Raw genomic sequence first — 25442 nt, 5'->3', positions numbered from 1 at the left:
AATTTCAAAGAGTTGGATCATTTCACGGATGGTGTGAAATGATCTGAGGCGTAAACACAAAATCCATTCCCAAGGAGCAATTCATGCGCATGATATTCGTAAACCTGCCGGTCAAGGATCTGAAGGCTTCGCGCGCGTTCTTCGCCGCGCTCGGCTTCACCTTCAACGAGCAGTTCTCCGATGACACCGCCGCCTGCACGGTGATCTCGGACAATATCTTCGTCATGCTTTTGACCGAGCCGAAGTTCCGCGACTTCATCACCGGCGAGATCAGCGATGCCCGCAAGGGAACCGAAGTCATCACCGCGCTTTCGGCCGGGAGCCGCGCCGAAGTCGACGACATGCTCGCCAAGGCGCTTGCCGCCGGCGCCAAGCCCTGGAAGCCGGCGATCGACTACGGCTTCATGTACGGCATCTCCTTCCAGGACCTCGACGGTCACGTCTGGGAATTCATGTGGATGGACCAGGAGGCGGCGCAGCAGCAGGGCTGATTGCCGAACTGATCAAGACGTCAGAAACCGCCCAGGCCTCCCGGGCGGTTTTTTGTTTGTGATGAGGTATCGACGCTTCGGCATCCGCTTGGACATGACAGAGTCTTCTCGCCCGGCCGATCCGCGGCTCACCCCCCGATCAGCGCCAGCCACTCGTCCTCGTCCATGGTCTCGACGCCGAGTTCGCGGGCCTTGTCTAGCTTGGAGCCGGCACCCGGTCCGGCGACGACGATGTCGGTCTTCTTCGATACCGATCCGGCGACCTTGGCCCCCAGGCTCTCGGCCTTGGCCTTGGCCTCGTCACGGGTCATCTTTTCGAGCGAGCCGGTGAAGACGACCGTCTTGCCGGCGACCGGGCTGTCGGTTGCAACCGGTGCTTCCGCCGCCTCCGGCGTCACCTCGGAAAGCAGCCGGGTGACCACCTCGAGATTGCGCGGCTCCTTGTAGAACTCGACGATGGCGCGGGCGACGACCTCGCCGATGCCGTCGATGCTGTTGAGTTCGTTCCAGGCGTCGCCGGAGAGGGTGGCCGCCTCGCTCATCGCCGTGCCAAAGTGCTCGTAGTTGCCATAGGAGCGCGCAAGCAGCTTCGCCGTCGTTTCGCCCACATGGCGGATGCCGAGTGCATAGATGAAGCGGTGAAGCGCGATCGAGCGGCGCGTGTTGATCGCCTCATAGAGCTTGCGCACGCTGACCCGGCCGAAGCCGTCGATGTTTTCGAGTTTGGTGAGCGACGCCTCCTGGCGCTTCTCCAGCGTGAAGATATCGGGCGCCGTGCGGATATTGAGCGTCGGGTCTTCGCTTTCGAAGAAGAACTCGATCTGCTTCGAGCCGAGGCCCTCGATGTCATAGGCGTTGCGCGAGACGAAATGCTTGAGGTGCTCGACGGCCTGGGCGCGGCAGACGAAACCGCCGGTACAGCGGCGCACCGCATCCACCTTGCCGGTCTTCTCGTTGATGTCGCGCACCGCATGGCTGCCGCAGACCGGGCACGTCGTCGGGAAACGATAAGGTTCGCTCCCCTCCTTGCGTTCGTCCATGACGACATCGACGATCTGCGGGATGACGTCGCCGGCGCGCTGCACGATCACCATGTCGCCGATGCGGATGTCACGGCCCTCGCGGATCGGCTCGCCCGAATTGCCGAGCCCCTTGATGTAATCCTCGTTGTGCAGCGTCGCGTTGGTGACGACGACGCCGCCGACGGTGATCGGCTCCAGTCGTGCCACCGGCGTCAGCGCGCCGGTCCGGCCCACCTGGATGTCGATCGCCGTCAGCCGGGTAAAGGCCTGCTCGGCCGGGAACTTGTGCGCTGTTGCCCAGCGCGGCGAGCGCGAGCGGAAGCCGAGACGCGCCTGCAGGTCGAGGCGATCAACCTTGTAGACGACGCCGTCGATATCGTAGTCGAGATCCGGCCGTTCGCGCTCGATGTGATGGTAGTGCTCCAAGAGCGCGTCGGCAGACGTCAGCCGCTGCATCAGCGGGTTGACCGGGAAGCCCCAGGACTTGAACACCTCGACCATGCCCATTTGCGTATCGGCCGGCATCTCCGAGATCTCGCCCCAGGCATAGGCGAAGAAGCGCAGCTTGCGGCTGGCCGTCACCTTGGCGTCGAGCTGCCGCAGAGAGCCGGAAGCGGTGTTGCGCGGGTTGACGTAGAGCGGCTTGCCGAGTGCCGCCATTTCGGCGTTGAGCGCGGCAAAGTCGGATTTCGCCATGTAGATTTCGCCGCGCACCTCGACCACATCGGGCGCGCCCGCCGGCAGCGTCTGCGGGATCATGCCGATGGTGCGGATGTTGGCGGTGACGTTTTCGCCGGTCGTGCCGTCGCCGCGCGTTGCCGCAGTCACCAGCCGGCGGTTCTCGTAGCGCAGCGACATCGACAGACCGTCGATCTTCGGCTCCGCCGTGAAGGCAATTGAGTTGTCCGGCAGCTGTCCGAGGAAGCGATAGACCGATGCGACGAAATCGCGGGCGTCTTCGTCCGAGAACGTGTTGTCGAGCGACAGCATCGGCCGCGCGTGGACGACCGGCTGGAAGGTGACGGAGGGTGCCGCCCCAACCTTCCTCGACGGGCTGTCCTCGCGGATGAGCGCCGGAAACTGCGCCTCGATCGCATCGTTGCGCCGCTTCAGCGCGTCATAGTCCGCATCCGAAATCTCCGGTGCATCCTGGCCGTGATAGAGCGCATCGTGGCGGGCAAGCTCGGCGGCGAGAAACGCCAGCTCCGCGACCGCTTCCGTTTCGTTGAGATTCTCGACGGGTTTCAATTCATTGGACATGCGCGACGACTCCGGATTCGGAGTCGTTTTGTAGAGCAACTATCGGGAAAGAAAAGAGAGAGCTTAGCCGTTACCCGCCAGCAACCGTGCCGCTGCCGCCCTCGCCTCTTCCGTGATCGAGGCGCCGGCGAGCATGCGGGCGATTTCCTCGGTGCGGGCCTTGTCGTCCATGCGGGCCACGCGGGTCGCGATCGTCTCGGCCTTCTCGGCGGACGGGCCCTTGGAGATCAGCAGATGCGTTGCGGCCCGCGCCGCCACCTGCGGCGCGTGGGTGACGGAAAGCACCTGGACGGTGCCGGAAAGCCGCTTCAGCCGCTGGCCGATGGCATCGGCCACGGCACCACCGACACCGGTGTCGATTTCGTCGAAGACGAGCGTCGGCGCCGAGCCGCGATCGGCAAGCGCCACCTTCAGCGCCAGCAGGAAGCGCGAAAGCTCGCCGCCCGAGGCGACCTTCATGATCGGCCCCGGCCGGGTGCCCGGGTTGGTCTGGACGTGGAACTCGACGAGGTCGATGCCTTCGGCCGTCGCCTGTGCCGGATCGCTTTGAACTTCCACCATGAAGCGTGCACGTTCGAGCTTCAGCGCTGGCAATTCGGCCATGACGGCGGCGGAAAGGGCCGACGCCGTGCGCTGGCGCTTTTCCGAGAGCGAGCGCGCCGACGCATCGAAGGCGGCCTTGGCAACGCCGACCTGGCTTTCGAGCTGCTTCAGTCTTTCCTCGCCGGCATCGAGATCGGCAAGATCGGAGATCATGCGCACGGCGAGCGCCGGCAGTTCGGTGACCGGAACGGAATATTTGCGGCTGGCGGCCCGTAGCGCGAACAGGCGCTCTTCCACCCGTTCCAGCTCCTTCGGGTCGAATTCGGTGTTGCGCAAGGCGCGCTCGACCGCCATCTGCGCGTCGGAAAGCTGGTTCAGCGCACCGTCGAGCAGTTCCACCGTTTCTTCGAGCAGGCCCGGTGCCTCATGGCTCTTGCGCTCCAGGCGCCTTACCAGCGACGCAATCAGCGGAACCGGCGAACCATTGCCGTTCAGGAACTCCGAGGCCTCGTTGATGTCGCCGGCAATGCGCTCGGACTTCATCATTCGCGCCCGCTTCTCGGCAAGCTCGTCCTCTTCGCCGTCGCGCGGGCTGAGCTTTTCCAGTTCCTCGACCGAAGAACGCAGGAAATCCGCCTCGCGCGCGGCAGCTTCGACGCGTTCGCGATGCTTCTTCAGACCGCGCTCGGCGTCCTTCCAGGCGCGATAGAGATTGCCGACATGTTGCGCCTCGTCGGAGGTGCCGCCGAAGGCGTCAAGCAAGGTGCGGTGCGCGTCGATGTCGACAAGCGCGCGATCGTCGTGCTGCCCGTGAATTTCGACGAGCGTCTGTCCGAGCTGGCGCATGAGCTGGACGCTGATCGGCTGGTCGTTGACATAGGCCTTGGTGCGGCCGTCAGCGGATTGCACGCGGCGGAAAATCAGGTCGCCATCATCGTCGATGCCGTTTTCGTGCAGCATCAGCCGCGCCGAATGCCCGGCGGGCACGTCGAAGACCGCCGTCACCTGCCCCTTGTCCGAGCCATGGCGCACCAGCGAGCCGTCGCCACGGCCGCCAAGGGCCAGCGACAGGCTGTCGAGCAGGATGGATTTGCCGGCGCCGGTTTCACCGGTCAGCACCGAGAGCCCGGCGTCGAAAGCCAGATCAAGCCGTTCAATCAGGACGATATCGCGGATCGAAAGCTGGGCGAGCATCCGGGTTCGTATCTTCCTTGACGGGCGCCGATAAGGATCAGGCGCCGATGAGGTTCTTGGCAGCGCGCGATATCCAGGAGTTGCCGCTTTCACGCGGCTCCAGGCCGCCAGACTGCAGCAACTTGAAGGAATCGGCGTACCATTGGCTGTCCGGATAGTTGTGGCCGAGAACGGCAGCAGCGGTCTGCGCCTCCGTGGTCACGCCCATCGCGTAATAGGCCTCGGTGAGGCGCGCCAGTGCTTCCTCCACCTGGTTGGTGTTCGGATACTGCTCGATGACGACGCGGAAGCGCGATACGGCCGCGAGATATTCCTTGCGCTCGAGATAGTAGCGGCCGACCTGCATTTCCTTGCCGGCGAGCTGGTCGCGGGCAAAGCGGATCTTCGACTTGGCGTCGTCGACATATTCGGAGTCCGGATAGCGATCGACGACGGCCTGCATGGCCTCGATCGCCCTCATCGCCGGCTTCTGGTCCTGCGTCACCGCGGGGATCTGCTTGGTATAAGCCAGTCCCTGGATGTACTGCGCATAGGCCGCGTCTTCCGACTGCGGATAGAGATTGAGGTAACGACCGGTGGCGTTGATCGCCTCCTGGTACTGCCCGTTTCGGTAGGAAACGAAGGCGTTCATGACCAGCGCCTTGCGGGCGTATTCCGAGAACGGATGCTGGCGGTCGAGCGCTTCGAACTTGCGCGACGCTTCCGTCGTCTTGCCGGCGTTGAGGTTGGCAAGGCCCTGATTGTAGAGCACTTCCGGCGGATCCGTCTCCGCCGTCAACTTGGTGATGTCGATATCGGGATCGTTCTGGCAGGCGGTAATCAGGGCGCTGCCGGCAATGGCCGCGACGATCACGGCGGCGACGCGCGCTGACTTTCTCAGATCAACAGAAACTGCAAGAACCATCGGATATTCCCGTTCCACGCTGCGGGCTTGGACCCCGCCAGACATGCGCTTTTAGAGCAAGTTACCTTGAGACCGCAACGTCATGATCGGTGATTCATGCAAATTTGTGGCGGCCCTATCATGAAAATGCCGGCCTTTCGGCCGGCGACTGGAGGAGATGATGACTTTTTTTGTTTATGCGGACCAGGGCGCAAAGCCCGGAACTGCGACTGCAACCATGTCGCGGGCGCGGGTGCGCTGACGCGGGGTCGCCGTTTCGACGACTTCATAGGCCGTCGGATCGCTGAGAAGTGCCTTCAGTGCGTTGGCGTTCATCTTGTGGCCGCCGCGGTAGGAGCGGTAGCAGCCGATGAACGGCGCGCCGGCAAGCGAGAGATCGCCGACCGCATCGAGCGTCTTGTGACGAACGAACTCGTCCGTGTAGCGCAGGCCCTCGACATTGATGACAGTGTTGTCGTCGGAGATGACGACCGAGTTTTCGAGCGAGGAGCCGAGCGCAAAGCCGGCAGCCCAGAGCCGCTCGACGTCACGCATGAAGCCGAAGGTGCGGGCCCGCGACAGTTCGCGCTTGAAGACGGACGGCGTCATGTCGCCCTTCCACGCCTGGCGACCGATCAGCGGGCAATCAAAGTCGATCTCGACCTCGAAGCGCATGCCGTCATAGGGCGTGAACTCCGACCAGGACGCGCCCGATTCGATGCGCACCGGCTTGACGACGCGGATGTAGCGACGCTTGACCGCAAGGGCGCGAACGCCCGCCTGTTCGATCGCGTCGATGAAGGGTTCGGAGCTGCCGTCCATGATCGGCATTTCGGCGCCGTGAACTTCGACCGTCAGGTTGTCGAGGCCGAGCGCGTAAATCGCCGCCATCACATGTTCGATCGTGGCGATCGATGTCGCCGGCGACATGCCGAGAACGGTGCAGAGATCGGTGTTGCCGACCTGCGAGGAAACCGCCTTGTATTCGCTGATCCGGCCATTGGCGAGAACGCGCTGGAACACAATGCCCGCATCGGCTTCCGCCGGATGGAAGGTGATCGACACTTCCGCACCCGAGTGAACGCCAATTCCCTTCAGCGTTACCGGGCTTGCAATCGTCGTCTGAAACCCGAGCAATTCGATTCCCATTCTCGTCACTTTCAATACCTGTGGCCGATGGCCAAAACCTGCTGGCGGACGCAGCGAACTTCAGGGCACAAACAAGGCGCCCGAGAGTCTCGGAGCAAAATCCGATCCTCTGCGTTTCGAACAGACAGCGCTTGATCGAATCGCATGCGTCCCCAATTCCGAGTCTGAAAATAGGAGTTTGGAGGCACCATTCCAAATCACTGTTCGTTTCGCTTTGTTACGTATTTGCGACGGTCCGTAACATCGGATCAAACATCTGAAATGATGAAGAAAATGCAAAAATGCCCGGGCAGTTGCCCGGGCATTCGGCAAGGTGAAGGAACGGGCCTTCCAATCAGTTCGACTGACGGCGCAGGAACGCCGGGATTTCGAGCTGATCATCTTCTTGCGGGCGCGCCTGCTGCGAAACGCGACCGTGATCGTCAAGCTGGCCGCGACGCGGCGCATAGAGGCTCGCTTCCGGCGAGAGCGGCCGGCGCTGCTGGGAAGCAGCGGTCGGTGCGGAAGCCGTCATGTCGGCGGCCGCCGGGGTCTGTTCGCGCTCACGCAGGCCAAGCGAGCTGGTGATGCGGTTGAGAAGACCCATCGGGCCACGCTCTTCCGCGATCGGGGCTGCCGGCTGGGCGCGACGGTCCATCTCGGCCTTCACGACTGGCGGAAAGTCTTCGACCTTCGGCATGCGAACCTGTTCCGGCTGCTGGCGCATGACCGGAGCAACGGGCTCCTGGCGCATCACCGGCTGCGGCTGAGGCTGGGCCTGAACCGGCTGCATCTGCGGCTGCGGCTGGCGCATCACCGGAGCGGCCTCTACCGGTGCTGCACCGGCGAAAAGCTTGCTCTGGGGACGGAAGTTCTCTTCATGCGCTTGCTGAGCCGGAGCCTGGACCTGTGCCTGGGCGGCGCGGGTCGCGATATCGAGCTCGCGCTCCATTTCGGCTTCACGGATCGCAGCCGCGATGTGATCGACAGACGGCTGCTGCTGAACCGGCTGCACCGGCTGGGCGACCGGCTGCTGCATTACCGGCTGATGAACCGGGGCCGGCTGGTGCTGGGCGACCGGCTGCTGCTGCTGAGCAGGAATGGCGGCCGACGGACGAACGACCGGCTTGGCTGCTACCGGACGAAAGTCGGCGGAACGACCCGCCACCTCCGCGGCCGTACGGTCGATGCCGGTGGCGACGACCGAGACGCGGATCAGGCCTTCGAGTTCTTCGTCGAACGTCGCGCCGAGGATGATGTTGGCATCCGGGTCGACTTCTTCGCGAATACGGGTTGCAGCTTCGTCGAGTTCGAACAGTGTCAGGTCGCGGCCACCGGTGATCGAGATCAGCAGGCCCTGGGCGCCCTTCATCGAGGTCTCGTCGAGCAGCGGGTTGGCGATCGCGGCTTCGGCAGCGGCCAGTGCGCGGCCTTCGCCCGAGGCTTCGCCGGTGCCCATCATGGCGCGGCCCATTTCACGCATCACCGAGCGGACGTCGGCGAAGTCGAGGTTGATGAGGCCTTCCTTGACCATGAGGTCGGTGATGCAGGCAACACCCGAATAGAGAACCTGGTCGGCCATCGCGAAGGCGTCCGCAAAGGTCGTGCGGTCGTTGGCGATGCGGAAGAGGTTCTGGTTCGGGATGACGATCAGGGTGTCGACCGACTTCTGCAGTTCGGCAATGCCCTGGTCGGCGAGGCGCATGCGGCGCGCGCCTTCGAAATGGAACGGCTTGGTGACGACGCCGACCGTCAGGATGCCCTTGTTGCGGGCGGCCTGGGCAACGATCGGGGCTGCACCCGTGCCGGTGCCGCCGCCCATGCCGGCGGTGACGAAGCACATATGGGTGCCGTTCAGGTGATCGATGATCTCATCGATGCATTCTTCGGCGGCCGCGCGGCCGACTTCCGGCTGCGAACCGGCGCCGAGACCTTCGGTGACGGCGACGCCCATCTGGATGATGCGCTCGGCCTTGGTCATGGTCAGTGCCTGGGCATCGGTGTTGGCGACGACGAAGTCGACGCCCTGGAGGCCTGCAGTGATCATGTTGTTGACGGCGTTGCCACCGCCACCACCCACGCCAAAGACGGTGATGCGCGGCTTCAGCTCCGTGATATCCGGCTTCTGCAAGTTGATAGTCATTGTACCCGTTCCTTCTGTTTTCTGGCCGCCTTGCCGAGCCGGCCAAATCTTTCAAAGTTTGTCTTCACCCGGCCCCGTCCCTGTCGGAGCCAGACGTACTCAAAAGCTCTCTTTCAGCCACTGGCCCATGCGGGCGATGCGGCCGTTGCCGGCGCCGAGCGCCGAGAACATGCCGCCGTGGGAGGCATGGGTCTCGAGGTCGGCGACCTGCGGATAGATCATCAGGCCGACCGCCGTGGAGAAGGCGGGACCCTTGGCAGCCGCCGGCAGCCCGGAAACTCCGAGCGGACGGCCGATGCGAACGTTGCGGGCGAGGATGCGGCGCGCCGCTTCCGGCAGGCCGGTCAGCTGGCTGGCGCCACCCGTCAGAACGATGCGCTTGCCGACGATCGGGCTGAAGCCCGAGCGCTGGATGCGATCGCGGATGAGTTCGAGCGTCTCTTCGATGCGGGCGCGCACGATGCGCGAGACGAGCGCGCGCGGCACATGCGTCGGCTGGTCGCGGTCGTCCTCGCCGATCGGCGGAACCGAGACGATGTCGCGCTCGTCGGCGCTGTTCGGCAGCGCCGAGCCGTGCACGACCTTCAGCCGCTCGGCGTCTTCGATGCGGGTCGAAAGACCGCGCGCCAGGTCCGTCGTCACGTGATGGCCGCCAAGGCTGACAGCATCAGCGTGAACCAGTTTGCCTTCGGCAAAGACCGAAATCGTCGTCGTGCCGCCGCCCATGTCGATCGCCGCACAGCCGAGTTCGACCTCGTCGTCGACGAGAGCAGCAAGACCGCTGGCATAGGGGGTCGCCACCATGCCCTCGACCGAGAGGTGGGCGCGGTTGACGCAGAGTTCCAGGTTCTTGAGCGCTGCCCGCTCGGCCGTCAGCACATGCATGTCGACGCCGAGAACGTCGCCGAACATGGCGAGCGGATCACGGATGCCGCGCTCGCCATCGAGCGAAAAGCCCGTCGGCAGCGAATGCAGGATGGCGCGGTCGGAGCGCAGCGACTGCTGGCCGGCGGCGGACAGAACCTTGCGCAGATCGTTGGCGTCGACTTCCTGGCCGCCGAGATCGATCGTCGCGGTATAGACGTCGCTCTGCAGCCGGCCGGCCGAAACATTGACGATCATGCTGTCGATGGTAAGCCCGGCCATACGCTCGGCCGCGTCGACCGCAAGCCGCACGACGCTTTCGACCGCATCGAGATCGGCGACGACGCCGTTCTTGACGCCCCGCGACTTCTGATGGCCGATGCCGATGATTTCGACGTTGTGGGTGCGGTTCGGCAGGATCTGGCTCTCGGCGCGCGGCGTCAGCCGGCCGATCATGCAGACCACCTTGGTCGAACCGATATCCAGCACCGAGACGACGTGAGACCGCTTCGACGAAAGCGGCTTCAGGCGCGGCAGGCCAAAGCTGGAGGAACCGAACAAATTCATATCCGCCCCTCTTTCTTCTTTTCGGTCTCCTGCGCCTTCAGCATTTTGTCCCTCGCCTTCAAGGCAACTTCGCGCCGGGTGACTGCACCCGGTGTCAACTGAACTGTGGTTCGATCCTGCAGCCTCAGATCCACGGCCGCGATGTCGCGCTCCAGGAGCTGGTGCTGGCTTTCCATGTCGGAGAGCACTTGCATCGCCTGGGCGACGTCGTGCTCCGGCAACTTGACGATGATGCCGTTGTCGAGGCGCAGGTCCCAGCGGCGACCGGCGACACGGACGAAGGCCCTCACCCGCGAGCGGATCTCCGGCCAGCGGGAAAACTCGTCGTAGAAATCGGCGGCCGCCGTTTCGGCGTCGCGGCCAACGAACAGCGGCAGGGCCGCGAACTTGTTGTCGCGCAAGGGCGCGATCACGCTGCCGCTTCTTTCGATCAGCGAAAGATCGGAACCGTGCTGCCAGATGCCGAAGGCCTTGCGCTCGGTAAGGTTGACCTCGATCGTGCCGGGATAGACCTTGCGCACCGTCACGCCCTGAACCCAGGGCATTTCCGCGATCAGCTTGCGGGCCTCGGCGATATCGAGCGCCACCAGCGACGTCGTGCCGTCGAGGCCGAGCTGCTGGAGGATGTCGATCTCCGAGGTCTGGTCGTTGCCGGAAACCTTGACGTCTTCGATGGCGAAGCCCGCAGCCGTGGTCGAGGCTTGGGCGAAATTCTGCGTATGGCCGCCAAGCGACATGCCGTAGAAACCGGTCGCGGCGAAAAACGCGAGCGCCGAGACCGTACCCGTATGCGCGGGGAAGCGAATGCGGCCGGTCCCGAGGCTGACGAGGAAACGAACGGCACGGCGGAGCGGACGCGGCAGCACACGGCCGCCGTCCACGTCGACGGCTGCAGCGCCATCGAGGTGACGAACCCTCTTGCCCCTTCTGCCCCTCAACGCAAACACGACGCTTCCTCCACCATCCAACTCAAAAACTCACCGAAACTATAGCCGGCATGCGCGGCCATCTCGGGCACCAGGGAGGTTGGCGTCATGCCGGGCTGGGTGTTGATTTCCAGCCAGATCAGCTCGCCCTCACCGGAGGAACTGTCATCGAAACGAAAGTCGGATCGGCTGACGCCCCGGCAACCGATTGCCTGATGCGCCTTCAGAGCGAGTGTTTGTATTTTTTGGTAAATATTTGGTGAAATCTGTGCCGGAATGACGTGGCGAGAACCACCTTTTACGTACTTGGAGTCATAATCGTAGAAGGCATGGCCCTGCGGGATGATTTCGGTCACGCCAAGGGCCTTGTCGCCCATCACGCCGCAGGTCAGTTCGCGACCGGCGACATAGCGCTCGACCATGATTCGGTCGCCATAGCGCCATTCGCTCGACGTCACCACCTGCGGCGGATGCGACTGATCTTCCTTGACGATGACAACGCCGAAGCTCGAGCCCTCACGGACCGGCTTGACGACATAGGGCGGCTTCATCGGGTGCTTTGGGCCGAAGGCATGGCGATCCATCACCTGCGCGTCCGCGACCGGAATGCCGGAGGCGGCCGCAACGTGCTTGGCCTGCGCCTTGTCCATGGCAAGCGCTGAGGCGAGCACGCCGGAATGGGTGTAGGGAATTTCCAGATATTCGAGGATGCCCTGGATCGTGCCGTCCTCGCCGAACGGACCATGAAGAGCATTGAAGGCGACGTCCGGCCGGAGTGCCGCCAGCACCTCGGCAACGTTGCGACCGACGTCGATTCGGGTGACGCGATAGCCGGCGGCCTCAAGGGCATCCGCGCAGGCAGCCCCGGACGACAGGCTAACCGGTCGCTCCGAAGAAAATCCGCCCATCAGGACAGCCACATGCTTGCCGCTCATTCAAACCCCCAAACAATACGCCACTATCGCAAGGTTTCCTTGCGTCTGGCTGATTCCGGTCCCCGCGAGTCACCGGTGCCATTGGGTCACTAGAACGGCATTATGGTTAACGAACCGTTTACTTTCGTTAACCTTAGTCGGGAAACGAAACACGCGCCGTGCGTGCGCGCGCATAGGCGACAGGGCATTTTAGCGGGAGATCAAAGGGTTGCGGAGCAATCCTGAATCTATTGCGTAACACGCGAAAAAAACGAAAAACCCGCCGCAAACGAGGCGGCGGGCTCCAATCTGACGATATGAGGGATTAGTCGTCGTCGCCGACGATCTTCCAGACGATGCCGGCGATTGCCGCACCGATGATCGGGGCCACCCAGAAAAGCCACAGCTGCGCCAGCGCCCAATCGCCGACGAAGAGCGCCTGCCCCGTCGAGCGGGCCGGGTTGACGGAGGTGTTCGTCACCGGAATCGAGACCAGGTGAATAAGGGTGAGCGCCAGGCCGATGGCGATCGGCGCGAAGCCGGCCGGCACGCGGCCATGCGTTGAACCGAGAATGATGAACAGGAAGAAGAAGGTCAGCATCACCTCGGCAACGAGCGCAGCGGTCAGCGAATAGCCGCCCGGCGAATGTTCTCCATAGCCGTTGGCGGCAAAGCCACCGAGCTGGAAACCGGCCTTGCCGCTGGCGATCAGATAGAGCACGCCCGCAGCGGCAATCGCGCCCAGCACCTGCGAGATGACGTAGCCGACGAGCTTGTGAGACGGAAACTTGCCGGCAACCATCAGCCCGACCGAAACGGCCGGATTGAAGTGTCCACCGGAGATGCCGCCGACCGCATAGGCCATGGTGAGTACGGTGAGGCCAAAAGCAAAGGAAACACCGAGCAGGCCGATGCCGACCTCAGGAAAGGCAGCCGCCAGCACCGCGCTGCCGCACCCGCCGAAAACGAGCCAGAATGTACCCAGAAATTCCGCAGAAAGCCTTTTGAACATGCATTCGCTCCTGAAAAACGAAGCCGATCGCTTCGGTTGCCGAGAGTTTGCCACAATTTGATTCTGGTCAAGACGGGTTGTCCGACGACGTCAACGCGCGCAAAAGGCGAAATCGACCGAACGCAACGCAATAGATTGCCCAAGGAAGAGGCAGGCTTAACCGTTGCCGCAGAGAGCCATGCACCAGCGGAATAATGCTGCGCATGACGCCACTATCGTTCGCATTTCTTACGGTTTCCGGCTTTCGCCATGCCGAAACTTGCGTTAATAGGCCTCATCCGCCTCCCAAGACGGTATGAAATCCACATCAGGAACTATGAAAATGACAGACGCGACAACCTCCCTGTCGCCGAAGGACAATGCATCGAAGCACGCGGCAGTGAACTCCCCTGCCCGGGTGCTGTTCGCAAGCCTCGTCGGCACGACCATCGAATTCTTCGACTTCTACGTTTACGCCACCGCCGCAGTGCTGGTTTTCCCGCATCTCTTCTTCCCCTCGGCCGATCCGACCTCGGCGATGCTGCAATCCTTCGCGACCTTCTCGATCGCCTTCTTCGCCCGTCCCTTCGGCGCCGTGATCTTCGGCCATTTCGGCGACAAGGTTGGCCGCAAGGCGACGCTCGTGGCGGCACTGATGACCATGGGGATTTCCACTGTCGTGATCGGCCTTTTGCCGACCCACGCGACGATCGGCGTCGCAGCGCCCCTGCTCCTGGCCCTTTGCCGTTTCGGCCAGGGCCTCGGCCTTGGCGGCGAATGGGGCGGCGCGGTGCTGCTCGCCACTGAAAACGCGCCCGAGGGCAAGCGCAGCTGGTACGCCATGTTCCCGCAGCTCGGCGCCCCGATCGGCTTCATCCTGTCGGCCGGCACCTTCCTGATCCTCGGCGAAGTCATGAGTGACGAAGCCTTCCTCGCCTGGGGCTGGCGCGTGCCCTTCATCGCCAGCATCCTTTTGGTCGCCGTCGGCCTCTATGTCCGCCTGAAGATCACCGAAACGCCGGAGTTCCAGAAGGCAGTCGACAAGCACGAGCGTGTGCAGGTGCCGATCGCCGAGATCTTCCGCTTCCACAAGCGCAGCCTGGTGCTCGGCACTTTCGTTGCCCTCGCGACCTTCGTGCTGTTCTATCTGATGACCGTGTTCTCGCTGTCCTGGGGCACGGCGAAGCTCGGCTACTCGCGTGAGCAGTTCCTGGTCGTGCAGATGACCGGCGTCGTCTTCTTCGGCCTGATGATCCCGGTTGCCGGCATCCTCTCGGACCGGTTCGGCCGCCGCCTGATCCTGATCCTCACCACGATCGGCATCGGCGTCTTCGGCCTCTTCATGGCCCCGCTGCTGGCCGGCGGCATTGGTGGCGCCTTCCTGTTCTCGATCATCGGCCTCGGCCTCATGGGCCTCACCTACGGCCCGATCGGCGCAGCGCTTGCCTCCCCCTTCCCGACCTCGGTGCGCTACACCGGCGCGTCGATGACCTTCAACCTCGCCGGCATCTTCGGCGCGTCGCTGGCGCCCTATATCGCCACCTGGCTCGCCACCAACTACAGCCTGGATTACGTCGGCTACTACCTGCTGGCCGCTGCCGCCATCACGCTGCTGTGCCTCGTACTGTCGACGGAAGACGAAGTTTCGGCCTGAGATCGGTTTGGCTGCGCAGCGCGCGGCGGAGAACAAACAAGAAGAGCCGCAGCGGCAACGCTGCGGCTCTTTGTTATTGGGGATGGGGCCGAGGAGGAATGTCCTCTCCCGTTGCCCCACCCACCTGCCGTCATCCTCGGGCTTGACCCGAGGATCCACTTCCAGGCGACCCAGGCGGAGCATGGATGCTCGGGTCAAGCCCGAGCATGACGGAGAGTGAGGAACGCGCATTCGCCTGAAAGCAAAAGGGCCGCAGCGTTACCGCCGCGGCCCTTCTAAATCATCTTGCGCAACCCAGCCTCAGGCGATGCTGCGGCCGAGGAATTCCTTGATCTCGTAGCCCGGCATGAAATTGCCGATGCGCTTGATTTCCCATTCGAGCCGCACACCCGAATGTTCGAGCACCTGCTGGCGCACGGTTTCGCCGAGATATTCGAGCTCGTAGCCGGTCGCCTGGCCGGTATTGATCATGAAATTGCAGTGCAGCGGCGACATCTGCGCGCTGCCGACCATCAGCCCCCGGCACCCGGCTTCGTCGATCAACTTCCAGGCCGAGTGACCCTCCGGGTTCTTGAAGGTCGAACCGCCGGTTTTTTCGCGGATCGGTTGGACCGTTTCGCGATGTTGACGCACTGCATCCATGTCGGTGCGGATCTTGTTCTTGTCCTCGGCGTAACCTTCGAACACCGCATGGGTGAAGATCAGGTCCTTCGGCGCCGATGAGTGGCGGTAGGCATAACCCATGTCGGCATTCGACAGCACATGCTGGTTGCCCTTGCGGTCGACGGCATGGACCTCGACGACACGCTCACGGGTCTCCGTGCCGTTGGCGCCGGCGTTCATACGCAGGGCGCCGCCGAGCGAGCCGGGGATGCCGTAAAAGAAATAGAAGCCGCCGATGCCGTGATCGAGCGCCATGGCCGCAATGTTCTTGTCCGGGCAGATGGCGCCGGCCTTGATGCGGTTTTCGCCGACGAGTTCGAGATCGCCGAAACCCTTGGCCGAAAGCCGGATGACGACGCCGGGAATGCCACCGTCGCGCACGAGCAGATTCGAGCCGACGCCGACGACCATGACCGGCACTTCGGTCGGAACCAGCTTCAGAAAGGTGACGAGATCATCCGTGTCGTGCGGCTGGAACATCAGTTCGGCAAGACCGCCGGCGCGGAACCAGGTGACGCGATCCATCGGCGCATCGGGCGTGATGCGGCCGCGCACAGCGCTGACACCGCTTCCGAGCGATTCCAGTAGTTTCTGACCGTTGACCTGTTTCATGCTCAAATTCCTGAAATATCCGCGAGTTCCTTGGGCAGGGCAGCAGCCCAGTAGGTGATGCTGCCAGCCCCCAAGAGAACCACAAAATCGCCGGGCTGCGCAATCTTGCTGACAACCGGCGCGATCGCTTCCGGACCGGAGACGTAACGAGCGTCGCGATGGCCACCGGCCTTGATACGATCCACCAGCTCCTCGGCCGTCGCGCCCGGGATCGCTTCTTCGCCCGCCGCATAGACCGGCGCGATCAGGATCGTGTCGGCGTCGTTGAAGCAGGCGGAGAATTCCTGGAACAGGCTCGAAAGGCGGCTGTAGCGATGCGGCTGGTGCACGGCGATGATTCGCCCCTGGCAGGCCTCCCGCGCGGCCCTTAAGACCGCCTTGATCTCGACCGGATGGTGGCCGTAGTCGTCATAGACGCGAACGCCGTTCCATTCGCCGGTCAGCGTGAAGCGGCGCTTGACGCCGCTGAAAGAGGCAAGGCCCTTGGCGATCGCTTCCGGGCTGATGCCGAGGCGCTGGGCAACCGCAATCGCGGCAGTCGCGTTCGATACGTTATGGCGACCGGGCATCGGCAGGCGCAGATCCTTCATCGGGATCACCTGACCGGTGCGGCGACGGCGGATCTCGATGTCGAAGATCGAGGTGCCGTTGTCCATGCGAATGTTGTGGAAGCGCACGTCGGCCTGCGGGTTCTCGCCGTAGGTGACGACCTTGCGGTCCTCGATGTTGCCGACCATGGTCTGCACTTCCGGATGGTCGAGGCAGAGCACGCCAAAGCCGTAGAAGGGCACGTTCTCGACGAACTGGCGGAAAGCCGCGCGCACCGCGTCGAAATTGCCGTAGTGGTCGAGGTGTTCGGGGTCGATGTTGGTGACGACGGCCACGTCGGCCGGCAGCTTCAGGAAGGTGCCGTCGGATTCGTCGGCCTCCACCACCATCCATTCGCCCTCGCCCATGCGGGCATTGGTGCCGTAGGCATTGATGATGCCGCCGTTGATGACGGTCGGGTCGAGGTTGCCGGCTTCGAGCAGCGCTGCAACCATCGAGGTCGTCGTCGTCTTGCCGTGGGTGCCGCCGATCGCGATCGCATTGCGGAAGCGCATGAGCTCGGCGAGCATTTCGGCGCGGCGCACGACGGGAAGGAATTTCTCGCGAGCAGCGATCAGTTCCGGGTTGTCCTTCTTGATCGCGGTCGAAACGACGATCACCTCGGCGTCGCCGAGATTTTCGGCCTTGTGGCCGACGAAGACCTCGATGCCCTTGGCGCGCAGGCGCTGCACATTGGCGCTGTCGGATTGGTCGGAGCCCTGCACCCGGTGGCCGAGATTGTGAAGAACCTCGGCGATGCCGCTCATACCGATGCCGCCGATACCGATGAAATGGACCAGCCCGATGGTTTTCGGCATTTTCATGAGCGTGTTTCCCTGAATTTCTCGACTGTCAAACCGCTGGCAATAGCCTCTACGAGGGATGCAAGCAAGCTTGCTGCGTCCGGCTTGCCGGTTTCCCGGGCGCTTGCCGCCATCTGGGCGAGCGATTGTGGGTTGCCGATCGCATCCTTGAGGATGCCGGCGAGACGGTCTGCGGTCAGCTCGCTCTGCGCGATCACCCGCGCACCGCCCTTGGCGGCGAGTGCTGCGGCATTGGCCGCCTGGTCGTGGTCGAGCGCATAGGGATAGGGCACCAGGATCGCCGGGCGACCGATGACCGCAAGCTCGGAAACCGTCGAGGCGCCGGATCGGCAGATGACGAGTTGGGCACCGGCTATGCGCTCGGCCATGTCGGTGAAGAACGGCGAGACCTCGGCCGGTACGCCAAGCTTCTCATAGGTCGCGATCACGCCGTCCCTGTCTTCCGGGCGCGCCTGCTGGGTGATCGTGAAGCGCTGGCGAACGTCGTCATCTAGGCGGCAGATCGCCTGCGGGACCGCCTTGGAAAAATATTGCGCGCCCTGGCTGCCGCCGAAGACGACAAGATGGAACGGCGCGTCGCCGCTGGCGGCGGCATAGGGCGAATTGGCGGCGGCAAGCACCGCCGGGCGCACCGGATTGCCGGTTGTCACGGTCTTGGCGGCAAAGGCGCCCGTACCCTCCGGCAGGAAGCCGCCGGCAATCGCCTTAACGCGCGAAGCCAGTGCCTTGTTGGCGCGGCCCATGACGGCATTCTGCTCGTGGATGATCGACGGCACGCCCATGCCGGTTGCGGCCAAGAGTGGCGGCACGGTCGGGTAGCCGCCGAAGCCGACGACGGCCTTGGGCTTCAGCCGCGCAATCAGCTTGCGCGCGGCACGCATGCCCGTCCACAGCGTCCAAAGCGACTTCGCAACACTGATCGGGTTCTTCGAGCCGATCGTCGCCGAGGGCACGACATGCACCTCGTCGGCCGGGAACTTGCCGGCATAACGCTCGGCCCGGCTGTCGGTGACGAGATGGACCGAATAGCCATTGGCTTTCAGTTCGTGGCCCAGCGCCTCCGCCGGAAAAAGGTGGCCGCCGGTACCGCCGGCGGCAAGCAGGATGATGCCTTTAGTCATATTTTACTCCGCCGGCACGCCAATGCCGGACCGAAACAGGCTGCGCTCCACGGCGCGCTTCTCCGGGCGGTGACGGGTCAAGGCCAGGATGAAGCCGGCAGTGACGCAGATCGCCACCATGGACGAGCCACCATAGGAGATCAGCGGCAGGGTCATGCCCTTGGCCGGAAGCAGTTCGAGGTTCACGCCGATGTTGATCATCGACTGGATGCCGATCTGGAGAACCAGGCCGGCAACGGCGAACCGGTTGAAGTCGTTGCGTTCGCGGAAGGCATGGTTGAGGCCGCGCATCACCAGGAAGGCGAAGATCAGCACGATAACCATGCAAAAGACGATGCCGAATTCCTCGGCCGCAACGGAGAAGACGAAGTCGGTATGGCTATCCGGGATGATGCGCTTGACGATGCCTTCGCCAGGACCCCGGCCGAACCAGTCGCCGCGAATGATCGCCTCGCGCGCCGTATCCATCTGGAAGGTGTCGCCCTCGCCGGTCAGGAACTTGTCGATACGGGCCGCCACGTGCGGCAGCATCGTATAAGCGACGAAGAAGCCGCCGAGCGCCGCACCGCCAAGCAGGATGATCCACAGCCAGGGCATGCCGGCCATGAAGAACATGCCGCCCCAGACCGCGGTCGTCAGGATCGTCTGGCCAAGGTCGGGCTGGGCGACGAGAAGCGCTGCGACGATGCCGAAGAGCAGGATGGCAAAGAGATTGCCGGGGATTTCGGGTTGGCGCGCATGCTCGGAGAAGAGCCAGGCGCAGACGACGACGAAGGCCGGCTTCATGAATTCCGAGGGCTGGATCGAGATGCCGGCGATCGAAAGCCAGCGCATCGAGCCCTTCACCTCCTCGCCGATGAAGAGCACCAGCACCATCATCGCGAGCGAGCCGCCGAGAAGCAGGATCGCAGCGCGCCTGACCTGGCGCGGCGAGAGGAACGAGATACCGACCATCACCACCAGTGACGGCAAGAGGAAGAGCGCGTGGCGCTTGACGAAGTGGAAGCTGTCGAGGCCGATGCGCTCGGCGACCGCGGGGCTTGCGGCGAAGGACAGCATGAAGCCGACGCCCATCAACAGGATGAAGGTCGCCAGAAAGAACCTGTCGATCGTCCAGAACCAGTCGGCCACGGGGCCACGTTCGGCTCGGCTTACCATCTTGTCAGTCCCCTTCTCCGGCGCCCTTCGCGCCCCACGTCCGAAAACTCAGCACCGCTTCCGCTTCGACCGGCGCCTCTCGCGCCGGCCTACTGCATGTTTCCTTTAATCGTAGCCGGTTAAAGGACAAAAACATGCAGCAATTCAAAGTGCTACAGCGACCTTTGCGCGTCTGATCAGACGCGCGGCGCTGTAGCGGGCTAAATCAGCATCGTCACGCCATCGATCGCGCGCACATGGCCGACAAAGGCATCGCCGCGCACCTCGAAGTTCTTATACTGGTCGAAGCTTGCGCAAGCCGGGGATAACATCACCGCCGAGGGGCCGGCTTCGTCCTTGCCTGCCTCTGCCGCCGCATGCGCCACCGCCTGCTCCAGCGTGCCCGAAATCTCGTAAGGTACCGCCTCGCCGAGCGTCGCCGCAAAGGCGGGCGCTGCCTCGCCGATCAGATAGGCCTTGACGATCTTCGGGAAGAACGGCGAAAGCGTCGTGATGCCGCCTTCCTTCGGCAGACCGCCGGCGATCCAGTAGATGCGCTCATAGCTCGAAAGCGCCGGCGCTGCCGCGTCGGCATTGGTCGCCTTGCTGTCGTTAACGAAGACGACCGCGCCCTTGCGTCCAACCGGCTGCATGCGGTGCTTGAGGCCCGGGAAGCTCTTCAGCCCATCGCGGATCTCGGCCGCGTTGACGCCGACCGCAAGGCAGGCGGCAATGGCCGCTGCCGCGTTCTGAGCGTTGTGGCCGCCGCGCAACGTCTGGATGCCGTCGAGATCGACGAACAGGCTGGACGTGCCGCTTTCTGCCTTCAGGATGCGCGAGCCTTCGGCATAAAGACCATTGGCAAGCACATGGCGGCGCGAGATCCGGACCGTCTTCGTGCCGGCGCGTTCGACGCGGTCGGCGATCAGGGCCGAGAAGCTGTCGTCGACGCCGACGATGGCGGTGCCGCTGCCGGCGACCAGCCGTTCCTTGATGTCGGCATAGTGCTGCATCGTGCCGTGGCGATCGAGATGGTCGGGCGTGAGGTTCAGGAGAATGCCCGCGGTCGGGTTCAGCGTCGGCGCCAGATCGATCTGGTAGGACGAGCACTCGACCACGTAGAAGCGGCCGGCCTTGGGCGGATCAAGGGTCAGCACCGCCGTGCCGATATTGCCACCGAGCTGGGTGTCGCGACCGCTTTCGCGAAGAATATGCGCGATCAGCGCCGTCGTCGTCGACTTGCCGTTGGTGCCGGTAATCGCGATGAACGGGCAATCGGGCGCATGCGCGCGGCGTTCGCGCACGAAGAGCTCGACGTCGCCGATGATCTCGACGCCCGAAGCATGGGCGAGATCGACCGTCCAGTGCGGCTTCGGGTGGGTGAGCGGCACGCCCGGCGAAAGCACGAAGGCGGCAAAGCCGGACCATTCGACCGTGCGCAGGTCTGCCGTCGGCACGCCGGCGGCGGAAGCCTTGGCGACGCTGTCCGGGTTGTCGTCCCAGGCGGTCACCTCGTCGCCGCCGGCAACCAGCGCCTGCGCTGTCGCAAGCCCCGAGCCGCCGAGACCGAAGAGAGCGACCTTCCTGCCCTTGAATGTGGTGACCGGGATCATCGTCCGCTCACCGCAGCTTGAGGGTGGAAAGACCGACCATCGCCAGGATGACGGCGATAATCCAGAAGCGGATCACGACCTGGCTTTCGGTCCAGCCCTTCTTTTCGAAGTGGTGGTGGATCGGCGCCATCAGGAAGACGCGGCGGCCGGTGCGCTTGAACCAGAACACCTGGATGATGACCGACAGCGTCTCCATGACGAAGAGGCCGCCGATGATAATCATGACGATCTCATGCTTGACGGCGACGGCAACGGTACCGATCAGGCCGCCAAGTGCCAGCGACCCGGTGTCGCCCATGAAGATTGCCGCCGGTGGCGCGTTGAACCAGAGGAAACCGAGGCCGGCGCCGATGACGGCGCCGAGGATGACGGCAAGCTCGCCGGTGCCGGGCACGAAATGGATCTGCAGGTAGTTTGCGAAAACGGCGTTACCGGCGAGATAGGCGATCAGGCCAAAGGCGGCAGCAGCGATCATGACCGGCACGATCGCAAGGCCGTCGAGACCGTCCGTCAGGTTCACGGCATTGCCGGCGCCAACGATGACGAAGCCGCCGAACAGCACGAAGAAGTAGCCGAGATTGAGGATGAGGTCCTTGAAGAAGGGGAAGGTGACCGAGGAGCCGAAGGTGGAGCTGGCCGCACCGCTCGAAAGCGAGGCCTGCATCATGAAGAAGACGGCGATCGCAGCGATGATGAATTCGAAGCCGAGGCGTGCCTTGCCGGAAAAGCCCTTGTCCGACTGCTTGGTGACCTTGAGATAATCGTCATAGAAACCGATTGCACCGAAGCCGAGGGTGACGAGCAAGGTCGAGACCACATAGACGCTGGAAAGATCGGCCCAGAGCAGCGACGAGACGACGATGCCGGCCAGAATCATCAGGCCGCCCATGGTCGGGGTGCCGGCCTTCTTGAAATGCGTCTGCGGCCCGTCGGCGCGGATCGGCTGGCCCTTGCCCTGGCGGATGCGCAGCGAAGCGATCATCGCAGGGCCGAACAGGAAGACGATCATGGCCGAGGTGAAGAGCGCCGCGCCGGTGCGGAATGTGATGTAGCGAAAAAGATTGAAAAACTGAAAGTGGTCCGCCAGTTCCACGAGCCAAATGAGCATAAGGGACCTTCCCCAAAGGATTGGTAATAGACGTCGTCCAACAGAATCATCTGAAAAACGATACGCATTACAGCGCCGCGCGTCTAACGAGACGCGCAAAGGTCGCTGTAACATTTTGATCCGCTGCATAATTTCGCCCCTAAATCGATTCCGATTTAAGGAATTATGCAGCAGCATGCGAAAGTGTTAGGGCGCGCCCACCTAACCCCAGGCTGTATCCATCGCGCCCATCATGGGCGGTGTCGCCGGCTTATTCCTCGGCTTCCGGTCCCTCGGCATGCGCTGCCGGATAGGTCTCGATCAGCGCCTGCACGATCTTGGCGCAGCCGGTTCCCTTCGACGACTTGATCATGACGACATCGCCGGGCGCGACGGCGGCCAGCGCATAAGTCTTCAAGTCCTCGACGCTCTCGCGATAGATCACGGAAACCTCGGGCGGCAGTGCATCACGCAGATGCGCCATCAAAGGTCCTGCAAGCCAGACATCGGTGATGCCGGCTTCGACGAGCGGACGGGCGAGTGCCGCGTGCACCTCGACGGCGTGTTCGCCCATTTCCAGCATGTCGCCGAGCACGGCGATGCGGCGGCCGCCGACCGGCGGCTCGCTGTCACGCAGAAGCGCGATCGCTGCCCGCATCGAGCTCGGATTGGCATTGTAGCTTTCATCGATCAGCTTCAGCGTACCGGTGCCGATCGCCAGAGTGTGGCGCCGCCCCCTGCCCGTTTCGGCCTGCATGGTCGCAAGGGCCGAAGCCGCAAAGTCGAGATCGCCGCCGGCAAGCTTAACGGCTGCCAGAACGGCAACCGCGTTCTCGGCAATGTGCCGCCCGGGCGCGCCGATCGCCACTTCCAGCGTCCGCCCGCCGATGCCGGCCCAGAGGATGGAGCCTTCCGCACCGGGGCTGAATTCGACGAGACGGAATTCGGCCTTGGGATTGGCGCCGAAGGAGTGGATATGGCTGACGCCGGCCGCAGCCGCGGCATTTTCCAGAAGCTTGTATTGAGGGCTGTCGTGAATGATCAGCGCATGGCCGCCATTGACGACACCTTCGAAGATCTCGGCCTTGGCGTCGGCGATCTCATCGAGGCTCTTGAAGTTGCCGAGGTGGGCGGCGGCGATGCTCGTCACCATGGCCACATGCGGACGCACCATTGCAGTCAACGGCCGGATCTCGCCCGGATGGTTCATGCCTATCTCGAAGATGCCGAAGTCGGTTGCCTCGGGCATGCGCGCAAGCGTCAGCGGCACGCCCCAGTGATTGTTGAAGGATGCGACCGAAGCATGCACACGGCCCTGAGGCTTAAGCACATGGCGCAGCATCTCCTTGGTCGTCGTCTTGCCGACCGAACCGGTGACGGCGATGATCTTGGCGGCGCTGCGGTCACGCGCCGCGCATCCCAGCCGGATCATCGCTTCGAGCACATCGTCGACGACGATCAGCGGCGCGTTGAGGCGTCCGAGTGCCGGCAGCTTGCCTTCGCTGACGACCAGGACCGCCGCGCCATTGGCGAGCGCGATGCCGGCGTAGTCGTGACCGTCGACGCGATCACCCTTGATCGCAAAGAAAGCTTCGCCCTTGCCGATCGAGCGGCTGTCGATGGAGATCCCGCTGATGCCTTCCGGCAGGTTGCCGACAGGCCGGCCGTTCATCGCGGCCAGGAGATCGCTGCTTGTCCAGAGCCAGTTCAAATCACAAGCCTCCCAATGCCTTGCGGACCTCCGCATGATCCGAGAAGGGCAGCGTCACGGAGCCGACCGTCTGGCCCTCCTCGTGTCCCTTCCCCGCAACGATCAGCGTGTCGCCGGTCTTCAGCATGCCGACCGCCGTGCGGATCGCCTGAGCGCGGTCGCCGATCTCGATCGCGCCCCTGGCAGCAGTCATGATTTCGGCGCGGATCACCTCGGGGATCTCCGAGCGCGGATTGTCGTCGGTGACGATCGTCACGTCGGCAAGCCTTGTTGCGATCTCGCCCATGATCGGGCGCTTGCCCTTGTCGCGGTCGCCGCCGCAGCCGAAGACCACGACGACGCGGCCGGTCGTGAACGGACGCACCGAGGCGAGCACATTTTCCAGCGCATCCGGCTTGTGGGCGTAGTCGACATAGGCGAGCGCGCCGTCCCTGGTCTGGCCGACCAGCTCGAGGCGGCCGGAGGCGCCCTGCAGCTTTTCAAGCGCCGAAAACGCAGCCTTGGCGCTGATGCCGGTCGACATCGCAAGGCCCGCCGCGACCAGCGCGTTCGCCACCTGGAAATCGCCGGCGAGCGGAATGTGGATTTCGAAGATGTCGTCGCCCACATGCACTTCGGCCGATTGCTTGTGGCGGAAGTGCTCGACGCGTTTCAGCGAGATGAAATCGCCCTTGCGGCCGACCGTGCGCACGTCGAGCTTCGCCTTGCGGGCGGCAGCGATCGCCTGGTCCGACCATTGGTCGTCGGCAAAGATCACCGCCGGCGCGCCCTTCGGCAGCAGGGTATTGAACAGCCGCATCTTGGAGGCCATGTAGTGCTCGACCGTCGGATGGTAGTCCATGTGGTCGCGGCCGAGATTGGTGAAGGCGGCAGCCGAAAGGCGCACGCCGTCGAGACGGCTCTGGTCGAGGCCATGGCTGGAGGCTTCCATCGCCGCATGGGTAACGCCGGCATCGGCAAGTTCGGCCAAGAGCTGGTGCAACGATACCGGGTCGGGCGTCGTCAGCGAGCCGTAATCGTTGCGGCCGGGAGCGACGACACCGGTGGTGCCGATCATCGCGGCCGCGAAGCCCGAATGCGCCCAGATCTGGCGGGTGAAGGAGGCGACCGAGGTCTTGCCGGCGGTGCCGGTCACGGCGACCATGGTTTCCGGCTGGCGGCCATAGAAGGCGGCAGCGGCGCGCGCCAGGAAAGCGCGGGGCTCAGAGAGCTTCAGGACCGGCGCCGAGGAGGCATCGACATCCGAGCCCGCTTCGGTGACCACGGCGACCGCGCCGCGCTTCAGCGCGTCGGCAATATAGGTGCTGCCATTGGCCTTGCTGCCGGTAACTGCGACGAAGAGATCCCCTGGCTGAACCTGCCGACTATCGGCCGTCAGTCCGGCAACGTCGATATCGGCGGCAGCGCCGCCCAGTTGCGCCGAAAGTTCCGGGAAGTTCGATCCCGCCAGGTCTTTGATCTTCATGAACGCACGTCTCGCATCGATTTCGATCCGCAAGAATCGCG

At 63.7% G+C, this 25442-nt stretch carries 19 protein-coding genes; 2 read left to right on the top strand and 17 right to left on the bottom strand.

Translation table 11 applies throughout. From position 1 onward, the window contains the following. Positions 1-83 precede the first annotated feature (83 nt). Entirely contained in the window at positions 84-491 is a 408-nt protein-coding gene (locus tag V7S54_RS11305) for a VOC family protein (protein WP_057253499.1), read from the top strand. 128 nt (positions 492-619) lie between these two features. On the opposite strand, the gene ligA is transcribed toward V7S54_RS11305, so the two are convergent. From ligA to aqpZ, 9 genes are all read right to left on the bottom strand, one after another. Next, positions 620-2773, bottom strand: a complete 2154-nt coding sequence (gene ligA, locus V7S54_RS11300; protein ID WP_065374970.1) for an NAD-dependent DNA ligase LigA — start codon at positions 2771-2773, stop codon at positions 620-622. Between the two features lie 63 nt (positions 2774-2836). Then, positions 2837-4510: a DNA repair protein RecN gene (recN, locus tag V7S54_RS11295; RefSeq protein ID WP_065374971.1), complete on the bottom strand. Its 1674-nt coding sequence runs from the start codon at positions 4508-4510 to the stop codon at positions 2837-2839. A 37-nt stretch (positions 4511-4547) separates the two neighbouring features. Continuing rightward, a complete protein-coding gene (locus tag V7S54_RS11290; RefSeq protein ID WP_065374972.1) occupies positions 4548-5414 on the bottom strand; it encodes an outer membrane protein assembly factor BamD in 867 nt (288 codons plus the stop codon). 174 nt (positions 5415-5588) lie between these two features. Further along, positions 5589-6542 carry a UDP-3-O-acyl-N-acetylglucosamine deacetylase gene (gene lpxC, locus V7S54_RS11285; protein ID WP_065374973.1) on the bottom strand — a complete coding sequence of 318 codons (954 nt, stop codon included), beginning with the start codon at positions 6540-6542 and terminating at the stop codon, positions 5589-5591. A gap of 334 nt (positions 6543-6876) precedes the next feature. Further along, positions 6877-8664, bottom strand: a complete 1788-nt coding sequence (gene ftsZ, locus V7S54_RS11280; protein ID WP_065374974.1) for a cell division protein FtsZ — start codon at positions 8662-8664, stop codon at positions 6877-6879. A 99-nt stretch (positions 8665-8763) separates the two neighbouring features. Continuing rightward, on the bottom strand, positions 8764-10095 hold the full coding sequence (gene ftsA / locus V7S54_RS11275; RefSeq protein ID WP_065374975.1) for a cell division protein FtsA: 1332 nt from the start codon (positions 10093-10095) through the stop codon (positions 8764-8766). Further along, entirely contained in the window at positions 10092-11042 is a 951-nt protein-coding gene (ftsQ, locus tag V7S54_RS11270; protein WP_065374976.1) for a cell division protein FtsQ, read from the bottom strand. The genes ftsA and ftsQ overlap by 4 nt, the downstream gene beginning before the upstream one ends. After that, the gene (locus V7S54_RS11265; RefSeq protein WP_065374977.1) at positions 11030-11956 is read right to left on the bottom strand and encodes a D-alanine--D-alanine ligase; all 927 of its coding nucleotides are present in this window, start codon (positions 11954-11956) and stop codon (positions 11030-11032) included. The genes ftsQ and V7S54_RS11265 overlap by 13 nt, the downstream gene beginning before the upstream one ends. Positions 11957-12260: 304 nt before the next feature. Next, entirely contained in the window at positions 12261-12947 is a 687-nt protein-coding gene (gene aqpZ / locus V7S54_RS11260) for an aquaporin Z (RefSeq protein WP_065374978.1), read from the bottom strand. A gap of 322 nt (positions 12948-13269) precedes the next feature. On the opposite strand from aqpZ, the gene V7S54_RS11255 reads away from it, so the two are divergent. Beyond that, positions 13270-14580, top strand: coding sequence for an MFS transporter (locus tag V7S54_RS11255; RefSeq protein ID WP_065374979.1), 1311 nt, complete (start codon positions 13270-13272; stop codon positions 14578-14580). Between the two features lie 300 nt (positions 14581-14880). Here V7S54_RS11255 and murB read toward each other — a convergent pair whose 3' ends face one another. The 8 genes from murB to V7S54_RS11215 all read right to left on the bottom strand — a co-directional run bounded on the left by murB (position 14881) and on the right by V7S54_RS11215 (position 25401). Continuing rightward, complete coding sequence (murB, locus tag V7S54_RS11250; RefSeq protein ID WP_065374980.1) at positions 14881-15855, bottom strand: UDP-N-acetylmuramate dehydrogenase; 975 nt, start codon at positions 15853-15855, stop codon at positions 14881-14883. 2 nt (positions 15856-15857) lie between these two features. Further along, positions 15858-17267, bottom strand: a complete 1410-nt coding sequence (murC, locus tag V7S54_RS11245) for a UDP-N-acetylmuramate--L-alanine ligase (protein ID WP_065374981.1) — start codon at positions 17265-17267, stop codon at positions 15858-15860. Further along, a complete protein-coding gene (murG, locus tag V7S54_RS11240; RefSeq protein ID WP_065374982.1) occupies positions 17264-18388 on the bottom strand; it encodes an undecaprenyldiphospho-muramoylpentapeptide beta-N-acetylglucosaminyltransferase in 1125 nt (374 codons plus the stop codon). The genes murC and murG overlap by 4 nt, the downstream gene beginning before the upstream one ends. Before the next feature lie 3 nt (positions 18389-18391). After that, positions 18392-19546 (bottom strand): putative lipid II flippase FtsW, encoded by a 1155-nt coding sequence (ftsW, locus tag V7S54_RS11235; RefSeq protein ID WP_057253468.1) that lies wholly within the window; start codon positions 19544-19546, stop codon positions 18392-18394. 200 nt (positions 19547-19746) lie between these two features. Further along, complete coding sequence (gene murD, locus V7S54_RS11230) at positions 19747-21138, bottom strand: UDP-N-acetylmuramoyl-L-alanine--D-glutamate ligase (protein WP_336408359.1); 1392 nt, start codon at positions 21136-21138, stop codon at positions 19747-19749. Between the two features lie 7 nt (positions 21139-21145). After that, positions 21146-22246: a phospho-N-acetylmuramoyl-pentapeptide-transferase gene (gene mraY, locus V7S54_RS11225; RefSeq protein WP_065374984.1), complete on the bottom strand. Its 1101-nt coding sequence runs from the start codon at positions 22244-22246 to the stop codon at positions 21146-21148. Between the two features lie 250 nt (positions 22247-22496). Then, positions 22497-23936 carry a UDP-N-acetylmuramoylalanyl-D-glutamyl-2,6-diaminopimelate--D-alanyl-D-alanine ligase gene (locus V7S54_RS11220; RefSeq protein ID WP_065374985.1) on the bottom strand — a complete coding sequence of 480 codons (1440 nt, stop codon included), beginning with the start codon at positions 23934-23936 and terminating at the stop codon, positions 22497-22499. A 1-nt stretch (position 23937) separates the two neighbouring features. Further along, positions 23938-25401, bottom strand: a complete 1464-nt coding sequence (locus tag V7S54_RS11215) for a UDP-N-acetylmuramoyl-L-alanyl-D-glutamate--2,6-diaminopimelate ligase (RefSeq protein ID WP_065375040.1) — start codon at positions 25399-25401, stop codon at positions 23938-23940. Between the last annotated feature and the right edge of the window lie 41 nt (positions 25402-25442).

It is taken from the genome of Ensifer sp. CCNWLY38, assembly GCF_037120565.1.
GTDB classification, from domain to species: domain Bacteria; phylum Pseudomonadota; class Alphaproteobacteria; order Rhizobiales; family Rhizobiaceae; genus Ensifer; species Ensifer adhaerens_H.
This window is presented reverse-complemented; position numbering and strand designations above follow the sequence as displayed.

Coding starts and splice junctions, on each gene's coding strand:
- ftsZ (WP_065374974.1), bottom strand. CDS start 8,664: ATGACTATCAACTTGCAGAAGCCGGATATCACGGAGCTGAAGCCGCGC.
- mraY (WP_065374984.1), bottom strand. CDS start 22,246: ATGCTCATTTGGCTCGTGGAACTGGCGGACCACTTTCAGTTTTTCAAT.
- ftsW (WP_057253468.1), bottom strand. CDS start 19,546: ATGGTAAGCCGAGCCGAACGTGGCCCCGTGGCCGACTGGTTCTGGACG.
- lpxC (WP_065374973.1), bottom strand. CDS start 6,542: ATGGGAATCGAATTGCTCGGGTTTCAGACGACGATTGCAAGCCCGGTA.
- murD (WP_336408359.1), bottom strand. CDS start 21,138: ATGATCCCGGTCACCACATTCAAGGGCAGGAAGGTCGCTCTCTTCGGT.
- aqpZ (WP_065374978.1), bottom strand. CDS start 12,947: ATGTTCAAAAGGCTTTCTGCGGAATTTCTGGGTACATTCTGGCTCGTT.
- murC (WP_065374981.1), bottom strand. CDS start 17,267: ATGAAAATGCCGAAAACCATCGGGCTGGTCCATTTCATCGGTATCGGC.
- recN (WP_065374971.1), bottom strand. CDS start 4,510: ATGCTCGCCCAGCTTTCGATCCGCGATATCGTCCTGATTGAACGGCTT.
- murG (WP_065374982.1), bottom strand. CDS start 18,388: ATGACTAAAGGCATCATCCTGCTTGCCGCCGGCGGTACCGGCGGCCAC.
- V7S54_RS11215 (WP_065375040.1), bottom strand. CDS start 25,401: ATGAAGATCAAAGACCTGGCGGGATCGAACTTCCCGGAACTTTCGGCG.
- ftsA (WP_065374975.1), bottom strand. CDS start 10,095: ATGAATTTGTTCGGTTCCTCCAGCTTTGGCCTGCCGCGCCTGAAGCCG.
- V7S54_RS11305 (WP_057253499.1), top strand. CDS start 84: ATGCGCATGATATTCGTAAACCTGCCGGTCAAGGATCTGAAGGCTTCG.
- V7S54_RS11255 (WP_065374979.1), top strand. CDS start 13,270: ATGACAGACGCGACAACCTCCCTGTCGCCGAAGGACAATGCATCGAAG.
- ligA (WP_065374970.1), bottom strand. CDS start 2,773: ATGTCCAATGAATTGAAACCCGTCGAGAATCTCAACGAAACGGAAGCG.
- V7S54_RS11265 (WP_065374977.1), bottom strand. CDS start 11,956: ATGAGCGGCAAGCATGTGGCTGTCCTGATGGGCGGATTTTCTTCGGAG.
- murB (WP_065374980.1), bottom strand. CDS start 15,855: ATGAAACAGGTCAACGGTCAGAAACTACTGGAATCGCTCGGAAGCGGT.
- V7S54_RS11290 (WP_065374972.1), bottom strand. CDS start 5,414: ATGGTTCTTGCAGTTTCTGTTGATCTGAGAAAGTCAGCGCGCGTCGCC.